Source organism: Streptomyces graminilatus (genome assembly GCF_001418565.1).
Lineage (GTDB): Bacteria > Actinomycetota > Actinomycetes > Streptomycetales > Streptomycetaceae > Streptomyces > Streptomyces graminilatus.
Genome location: NZ_LIQQ01000370.1, coordinates 1 through 7429 on the forward strand (window position 1 = coordinate 1; position 7429 = coordinate 7429).

A 7429-nucleotide genomic window follows, 5' to 3' on the forward strand; every position below is an offset into this window, starting at 1 on the left:
CTGGTCGCGCCCACGCGGCGGAGCCGCATATCGATACCGCCCCGCGCCCCTGTCGGGGGCGCGGGGCGGTATCGACAGCGTTGGCCTCAGACGGCGGTCGCCGTCAGGCGCTCGTCGAGTACGAAGCCGGGGTCGACCTGGGCCGCCAGGTCCACGCCGGTGCGGGCGTTGGCCCAGGAATGGGCGTTCTTCAGATGGAAGTGGACCATCTGATGTGTGTAACGCTCCCAGTCGCGGTGCTCGTACATGGCGTCGACGGCCGTGTGCAGCCGGCGCAGGGAACGACGGTTGGCGTCCTCCAGGAGCTCGAACCGGGAGGACCGGCCCTTCTCCAGGGCGCGCACCCAGTCTGAGTGCCCGACCGTCTCGAGGAGGTCGGCCCCGACCTCGGCGCGGAGGAAGTCGAGGTCGTCCTGACCCTGCACCTTGTTGCCGATGACCTTGAGGGCGACCCCGAAGTCCTGGGCGTACTCCTTGTACTGGCGATAGACGGACACTCCCTTCCGGGTCGGTTCGGCCACCAGGAACGTGATGTCGAAGCGGGTGAACAGGCCGGACGCGAAGGAGTCGGAGCCCGCGGTCATGTCGACGACGACATACTCGCTCGGGCCGTCGACGAGATGGTTCAGGCACAGCTCCACCGCGCCCGTCTTGGAGTGGTAGCAGGCCACTCCGAGATCGGCTTCGGTGAACGGGCCGGTGACCATCAAACGGACGGCGCCGCCATCGAGTTCCACCGGCCGCGCGCAGGCGTCGTACACCGGGTTGGTCTCCTGGATCCGCAGCAGCCGCGAGCCCTCGCCGGGCGGTGTCGTCTTGATCATCGCGTCGGCGCAGGCGATGCGCGGGTTCGTGCCGCGGAGGTAGTCCTTGATCAGCTCCATCCGCTCGCCCATCGCGGGCATCGCGGCGGCTTCGGCGTCGTGGAGGCCGAGTGCGGCGCCCAGGTGCTGGTTGATGTCGGCGTCGATGGCGAGGACCGGCGCCCCGGACGCGGCGAGGTGGCGGACGAAGAGGGAGGACAGCGTGGTCTTGCCGCTGCCGCCCTTCCCGACGAAAGCAATTTTCATGTTCACTAACGGTAGTGGAGTGACTGCCTGGAGTGTCCAGGGGGCGTGAAGAAGTCCACTCATTCGTGGGTTGGCTCCCCGGAGTGCGTAGGGTCGTACTCATGAGTACGACAGGCGCGACCGCCGATCCGCTCGCGGCCCTGGGAGCACTGCCCGGGGTGGCCGAATCCGTCGAGTCCGTGCGCAAGGCCGTGGACCGGGTCTACGGGCATCGCATCATGCGGCGGCGCAGCAATGAGATCACCGGCGAGGCCGGACTGCGCGGCGCGCGCGGCTCCGCGGCCCTCTCCGGAGCCGACTGGGCCCTCGAAGAGGTGCGCCGGCGCACCGACTTCAGTGGTGACGACGAGGCCCGGGTCGTCGGTGCGGCACTCCGGCTGACCGCGGAGGCGGGCCAACTCCTTTCCGTCTGGCGCCAGTCGCCGCTGCGCGTGCTGGCCCGGCTGCATCTGGTGGCCGCCGCGGGTTCGGGCGGCGAGGTGGGACGCCCGCGGCAGGACGGCGAGCCGGTCGACGAACCGCTGGTCGAACTGCCGCTGCCCGGCGCGGCCGAGGTTTCCGCGCGGCTGGAGGGGCTCGCGGAGCTGATCATCGCCGGAGGCTCGGCCCCGGCCCTGGTCACGGCCGCCGTCGTGCACGGCGAACTCCTCGCGCTGCGCCCCTTCGGATCCCACAACGGCCTTGTCGCGCGCGCGGCGGAGCGGATCGTGCTCGTCGGCAGCGGCCTCGACCCGAAGTCCGTGTGCCCGGCCGAGGTCGGCCACGCCGAACCGGGGCGCGCGGCCTATCTGGCGGCACTCGACGGCTATGTCTCCGGCACTCCGGAGGGCATGGCGGAGTGGATCGCCCACTGCGGCCGGGCCGTCGTGCTCGGGGCGCGCGAGTCGACGGCGGTGTGCGAGGCGCTCCAGCGCGGGGCGGCGTAGGAAAAGGCGGTCGGCGCGGCGCGGGGAAAGCGAAAAGGCCCTCCGCGCGGAGGGCCTTCAAAGGGTTGTCATGGCGCGGTAACGGGTTGCGGCGGTACGAGGATTCGTACCGCCGCCAGCATGTCCATCCGGGTTACCAAGCGTCCTCGGAATATTGCCCATCAGGTCGGGATCTCTGCCCGTGGCCTGGTGCGGCTGGCCCGTAATCGACGGGTCGACGTCGCGTGGGTGCCCGGTGTTCATGCTAGGTCCGTGGGGCCAAATGCGTTATTTAAGGTGATCCTTTCGGATGTCCTTGGTCTCGCGGGCCGTTGAGTCCTTTCTACTCCTGGACCCGGGCAAGCGGAACCCCTGACTGCACTTCTTTACTTTTGTCCTCAAACGGGAATGAATCGGGCGCCGGTGTGCCGGATGTCAATGGGTGGGGCAGGTGAGGCGCCTCAGGCGACCGTCGGACGGCGCCTGCTCGCGTACCAGACGAGACCCGCGGTGGCCGCCGCGGCGCCTATCGCGGCGGCGGCGACCAGCGCCGGACGCGGCGGTACGGAGAGCGCGGGCAGGCGCTGCTTCAGCCGTACCGGGCGGTGGAAGTCCAGGATCGTCCACCCGCGCGCGACCGCTTCCCGGCGCAGCGCGCGGTCCGGGTTCACGGCGTGCGGATGGCCGACGGACGACAGCATGGGGACGTCGGTGATGCTGTCGCTGTACGCGTAGCAGCGCGCGAGGTCGTATCCCTCGGACGCGGCCAGTTCCTTGATCGCCTCGGCCTTGGTGGGTCCGTACGCGTAGTACTCCACCTCGCCCGTGAAGCAGCCGTCGTCGCCGACGACCATGCGCGTGGCCACCACCCGGTCCGCGCCGAGCAGTTCGCCGATCGGCTCGACCACCTCCGCGCCCGATGTGGACACGATGACCACGTCGCGGCCGGCGGTGTGGTGCTCCTCGATGAGGGAGGCCGCCTCGTCGTAGATGATCGGGTCGATCAGGTCGTGCAGCGTCTCGGCGACGATCTCCTTGACCTGCTGGACGTTCCAGCCGCGGCACAGCGCGGACAGATACTCGCGCATGCGCTCCATCTGGTCGTGATCCGCGCCGCCCGCCAGGAAGACGAACTGGGCATAGGCGGTACGCAAGACGGCCCTGCGGTTGATCAGACCGCCTTGGTAGAACGACTTGCTGAACGTGAGCGTGCTCGACTTCGCAATGACCGTCTTGTCCAGGTCGAAGAAGGCGGCTGTGCGGGGCAAGGAGTGGTTTTCCACGAGGGTGAGCATAGGCGCCCACCATTCGGCGTAAGACATGGCGTGCGGGTTTGCCTGAGAGGGCCCTCGGGTACACCATGGAAGTCACGGATCGTTCGCGACCGTGCTAACCCGGTCCGGCTCCTCCCCCCCCGAGTCGAACCGTGGGGACGACCCCCGCTCTCCCCCCCGGCGGGGGTCGTCGCATGTCCGGGTGGGTTTTCCTTCTTCACCAGCACACTCTTCGCGGCCGTGGTGCCGTCCGAGGCGGCTCCGGCCGCCTCTTTCGCATGCCCGCACACCCTCGCCGCGCGTCACTGTGGGTAACTGAGGCGCTGCTCTGTGGAAAGTCGCACAGCGGTCACCTGTTTGGGTGAGAGCGATATTCACAACCAACGAGTTGTCCACAGATTTCGACCAAGATCCACATCATTTCCGGGTTCCCCGCACCGTGATTCCAGCGCGTCCCGCCGACGGCCAGTTCATGGCCGGTTCGGTTTGCCGGACGCGATTGGCCGGTTTCTACCGGCAGTGCATAAAGCGAAGGGGGCCGGAAATCATGGCGGGAGCCATCACACACGACAACGATCTGCCCGCGGCCGAGGGACGGCAGAGCGGACCGCTGATCGTCACCGAGGACGCCGATCTGCTGGACGACCTGCTGCGCCTGTGCGCGGCGGCCGGTGCCACACCCGAAGTGCACCACGGCGTGCCCGAGCGAGGCGGCGGCTGGGAGGCGGCACCACTCGTCCTGGTCGGCGACGACGCCGTCCGGCGGGTACGCGGGGCCGCGCGCCGACGGGGAGTGGTGCTCGTCGGCCGGGACCAGGACGACTCCGGGGTCTGGCGGCGGGCCGTCGAGATCGGCGCCGACCACGTCCTGATGCTGCCGGACGGCGAGCAGTGGCTCGTCGACCGGATCGCCGACGTCGCCGAGGGCGTCGGCAGGCCCGCGCTCACCGTCGGCGTCATCGGCGGCCGGGGCGGGGCGGGAGCGTCCACGCTGGCCTGCGCGCTCGCCGTCACCTCCGCGCGGGAGGGGCTGCGCACGCTGCTCGTGGACGCGGATCCACTGGGCGGCGGACTCGACGTACTGCTCGGCGGTGAGACCGCCGACGGGCTGCGCTGGCCGGCCTTCGCCGCCTCGCGGGGCCGGGTCGGCGGCGGCGCCCTGGAGGAGTCGCTGCCGAAACTGCACTCCTTGAGGGTGCTGAGCTGGGACCGCGGGGACTGCGTGGCCGTCCCGCCGCAGGCAGTACGCGCGGTGCTCGCCGCGGCCAGACGGCGGGGCGGCGCGGTCGTCGTCGACCTGCCGCGGCGCATCGACGACGGTGTCGCGGAAGTCCTCGCCCAACTGGACGTCGGGATCCTGGTGGTCCCCGGCGAACTGCGCGCCGTCGCGGCGGCCGGCCGGGTCGCGTCCGCAGTCGGCATGGTCCTGCGCGACCTGCGCGTGGCGGTACGCGGGCCGTACACGCCGGGGCTGGACGACCACGAGGTGGCCCGGCTGCTCAACCTGCCCCTGGCGGGCGAGGTCCCCGTCGAAGCCGCCCTGGCCCGCCCGCACGAGGGCAAGGCGCCGCCGGGAGCGGCCGCACGCGGACCATTGGCCCGGTTCTGCACGGTGTTCTGGGAGCGGGCGCTGGCCGAGGCGGGCAGCGTATGAACGGGGTGCGCTGGGACGAGGGACCCGGGGCGCCCGCAGGGCTGCTGGACGGCGTACGGCAGTGGCTGGCCGAGAGCGGGGCGGAGGCGACACCCGCGCGCGTGGCGCAGGCCCTGCGGGAGCAGGGGCGGGTGCTCGGGGACGCCGAGGTGCTGGGCGCCGCCGAGCGGTTGAGGTCGGAGCTGGTCGGCACCGGCCCGCTGGAACCGCTGCTCGCCGATCCGTCGGTCACCGACGTGCTGGTGGCGGCCCCGGACCGGGTGTGGGTGGACCGGGGCGGCGGACTGGAACTGGCCGCCGTCTCCTTCCCGGACGCGGGCGCCGTACGACGGCTCGCGCAGCGGCTCGCCGCGGTGGCCGGACGACGGCTGGACGACGCCCGGCCGTGGGTCGACGCCAGGCTGCCCGACGGGACCCGGCTGCACGCGGTACTGCCCCCGGTGGCCGTCGGCTGCACCTGCCTGTCGTTGCGGGTGGTACGGCCGCGCGCGTTCACCCTGGGCGAGTTGATGGCCGCGGGGATGCTGCCGCCGGGCGGTGACCGGGTACTGCGGGCGCTGCTCGACGCACGGCTGTCCTTCCTGATCAGCGGTGGCACGGGAAGCGGCAAGACGACCCTGCTCAGCGCGTTGCTCGGGCTGGTCGGCCCCGGTGAGCGGATCGTGCTCGCCGAGGACTCGGCGGAGCTGCGGCCGGACCATCCGCACGTCGTACGGCTGGAGACCAGACCGGCCAACCAGGAGGGCGCGGGCCTGGTGACGCTCCAGGACCTGGTGCGGCAGGCGCTGCGGATGCGCCCGGACCGGCTGGTCGTCGGGGAGGTCCGGGGCGCCGAGGCGATCGACCTGCTGGCCGCCCTCAACACGGGTCACGAAGGGGGCTGCGGGACGGTCCATGCCAACGCGGCGGCGGACGTCCCGGCGCGACTGGAAGCGCTGGGTACGGCCGCGGGGCTCGACCGGGCCGCGCTGCACAGCCAGTTGGCGGCAGCGCTGTCGGTGGTCCTGCATCTCGTCCGTGACCGGTCCGGGCGGCGCCGGATCGCCGAGGTGCACGTACTGGAGCGGGACCCCTCGGGGCTGGTGGTGACGGTGCCGGCGCTGCGGTGGGGCGAGGAGGCGTTCGCGTACGAGCGGGGGTGGGAGCGGCTGAGGGGGCTGCTCCATGCAGGCGGCACAGGCGGCACAGGCCGTGCGGGCAGCACAGGCGGCATAGGCGGTGCGGGCGGTGCGGGCAGCAAAGGCGGCGACAAGCGGCAGGGGAGTGAAGGCGCGTGACAGGGACCGGAGAACTGGCTGTGGCTGTGGCCGGTATCTGCGCCGGGGCGGTCTGCTGGCTGCTGAGCGGGCGGTATCCCGGGGCACGGCGGGCGGAGTTGCTGCTCGCCGGGGGCGGGGCCGTGGGAACCGGGCCGCCTCCCTGGGAGCGGGCGGCCGGTGAACTGAGGCGGCTGCGCGCGCGGTTGCGGGCCGAATGGTGGTCGGTGGCCGTCGGGCTGGTGGTGGCACTGCTGGGTGCCTCCGTCGTACCGGCGCTGATCGGCGCGGCCGGGGTGCCGCTGCTGCGCCGGGTCAGGCTGGCCGGTGAGGTGCGGCGGGCGCGGGAACGGCGGGGTGACGAGGTGATCGCGCTGTGCGGGGCGCTGGCCGGTGAGGTGCGCGCCGGGCGGCAGCCGGGGGAGGCCCTGCTGCGGGCGGCACGCGACTCCGGCGGCCTCGGTGCGGCACAGGCGTCGGTGCTGGCGGCGGCCCGGTTCGGCGGGGATGTCCCCGGGGCGCTCACCTCGGCGGCCCGGCAACCGGGCACGGAAGGGCTGTTGGGCCTCGCCGCGTGCTGGCGGGTGGCCGTGGACCAGGGCGCCGGACTCGCCGCCGGACTGGACCGGCTCGAAGGGGCCCTGCGTGCCGACCGGGACCAGCGCGCCGATCTGCGCGCCCAGTTGGCGGGCGCCAGGTCGACGGCGGTGATGCTCGCCGGCCTGCCTGTGCTGGGCCTGGTGCTGGGCACGGCACTGGGCGCCGACCCCCTGCACGTGCTGCTGCACACCGGCGCCGGCCTTGGCTGCCTGCTGGTCGGCGGGGTGCTGGAGGGCGTGGGCCTGTGGTGGGCGCTGCGGATCGTACGGGGAGCGGAGACGGCATGAGGGCCGGGGGAGTGGTTGACGGGCGTGCCGGGCGCTGTCCCGGTACGGCTGGCGGGCGTGGCCGGAGAGGGGAGTCGACGTGAGCGCGGAGGTTTTCCACAGGCTGGGGGCGGCGCTGGGGGTCGCGCTGGCCCTGGGGTGGCTGCTGCGGTGGATCGAGACGGTACGCCGTGAACGAAGGGTGCGCCGCAGGCTGGCCCGGCTGCTCGCGCCGGCGGCGGAGCGGGAACGTGGCCCGGCGGGGCGGTGGTTCGGGGCGCGGGGTGCCGTGCGGCGGTGGCTGCCCGTGGCGGGTGCGGTGAGCGGCGGCTGGGTGCTGGTCGGCGGCGTGGCCGGGGTGGTGGTGGGGCTGGTCGCCGGGGTCGGGCTGTGGCGGTGGCGAC

Annotated in this window: 6 protein-coding genes and 1 pseudogene; 5 read left to right on the forward strand and 2 right to left on the reverse strand. The window is 72.7% G+C overall.

Features of this window, described 5'->3' with window-relative positions; genetic code table 11:
* Positions 1-86 precede the first annotated feature (86 nt).
* Complete coding sequence (locus tag AOK08_RS29155) at positions 87-1070, reverse strand: ATP-binding protein (RefSeq protein WP_055531581.1); 984 nt, start codon at positions 1068-1070, stop codon at positions 87-89.
* Positions 1071-1171: 101 nt separating this feature from the next.
* On the opposite strand from AOK08_RS29155, the gene AOK08_RS29160 reads away from it, so the two are divergent.
* Positions 1172-1996 carry a Fic family protein gene (locus AOK08_RS29160; RefSeq protein ID WP_055531583.1) on the forward strand — a complete coding sequence of 275 codons (825 nt, stop codon included), beginning with the start codon at positions 1172-1174 and terminating at the stop codon, positions 1994-1996.
* Between the two features lie 440 nt (positions 1997-2436).
* Here the strand turns inward: AOK08_RS29160 and AOK08_RS29165 are convergent, their stop codons facing one another.
* Positions 2437-3270 carry an HAD family hydrolase gene (locus AOK08_RS29165; protein WP_055531585.1) on the reverse strand — a complete coding sequence of 278 codons (834 nt, stop codon included), beginning with the start codon at positions 3268-3270 and terminating at the stop codon, positions 2437-2439.
* A gap of 526 nt (positions 3271-3796) precedes the next feature.
* Between AOK08_RS29165 and ssd the strand changes: the two genes are divergently transcribed.
* From ssd to AOK08_RS29185, 4 genes and pseudogenes are all read left to right on the forward strand, one after another.
* Positions 3797-4903 carry a septum site-determining protein Ssd gene (ssd, locus tag AOK08_RS29170; protein WP_055531587.1) on the forward strand — a complete coding sequence of 369 codons (1107 nt, stop codon included), beginning with the start codon at positions 3797-3799 and terminating at the stop codon, positions 4901-4903.
* Positions 4900-6180 carry a TadA family conjugal transfer-associated ATPase gene (locus tag AOK08_RS29175; RefSeq protein ID WP_079054336.1) on the forward strand — a complete coding sequence of 427 codons (1281 nt, stop codon included), beginning with the start codon at positions 4900-4902 and terminating at the stop codon, positions 6178-6180. The genes ssd and AOK08_RS29175 overlap by 4 nt, the downstream gene beginning before the upstream one ends.
* Positions 6177-7046, forward strand: a complete 870-nt coding sequence (locus tag AOK08_RS29180; RefSeq protein ID WP_055531589.1) for a type II secretion system F family protein — start codon at positions 6177-6179, stop codon at positions 7044-7046. Before AOK08_RS29175 ends, AOK08_RS29180 begins: the two co-directional genes overlap by 4 nt.
* A 79-nt stretch (positions 7047-7125) precedes the next feature.
* A pseudogene (locus tag AOK08_RS29185) lies at positions 7126-7429 on the forward strand (type II secretion system F family protein); the annotation flags it as partial.

Coding starts and splice junctions, on each gene's coding strand:
- AOK08_RS29155 (WP_055531581.1), bottom strand. CDS start 1,070: ATGAAAATTGCTTTCGTCGGGAAGGGCGGCAGCGGCAAGACCACGCTG.
- AOK08_RS29165 (WP_055531585.1), bottom strand. CDS start 3,270: ATGCTCACCCTCGTGGAAAACCACTCCTTGCCCCGCACAGCCGCCTTC.
- AOK08_RS29160 (WP_055531583.1), top strand. CDS start 1,172: ATGAGTACGACAGGCGCGACCGCCGATCCGCTCGCGGCCCTGGGAGCA.
- ssd (WP_055531587.1), top strand. CDS start 3,797: ATGGCGGGAGCCATCACACACGACAACGATCTGCCCGCGGCCGAGGGA.
- AOK08_RS29175 (WP_079054336.1), top strand. CDS start 4,900: ATGAACGGGGTGCGCTGGGACGAGGGACCCGGGGCGCCCGCAGGGCTG.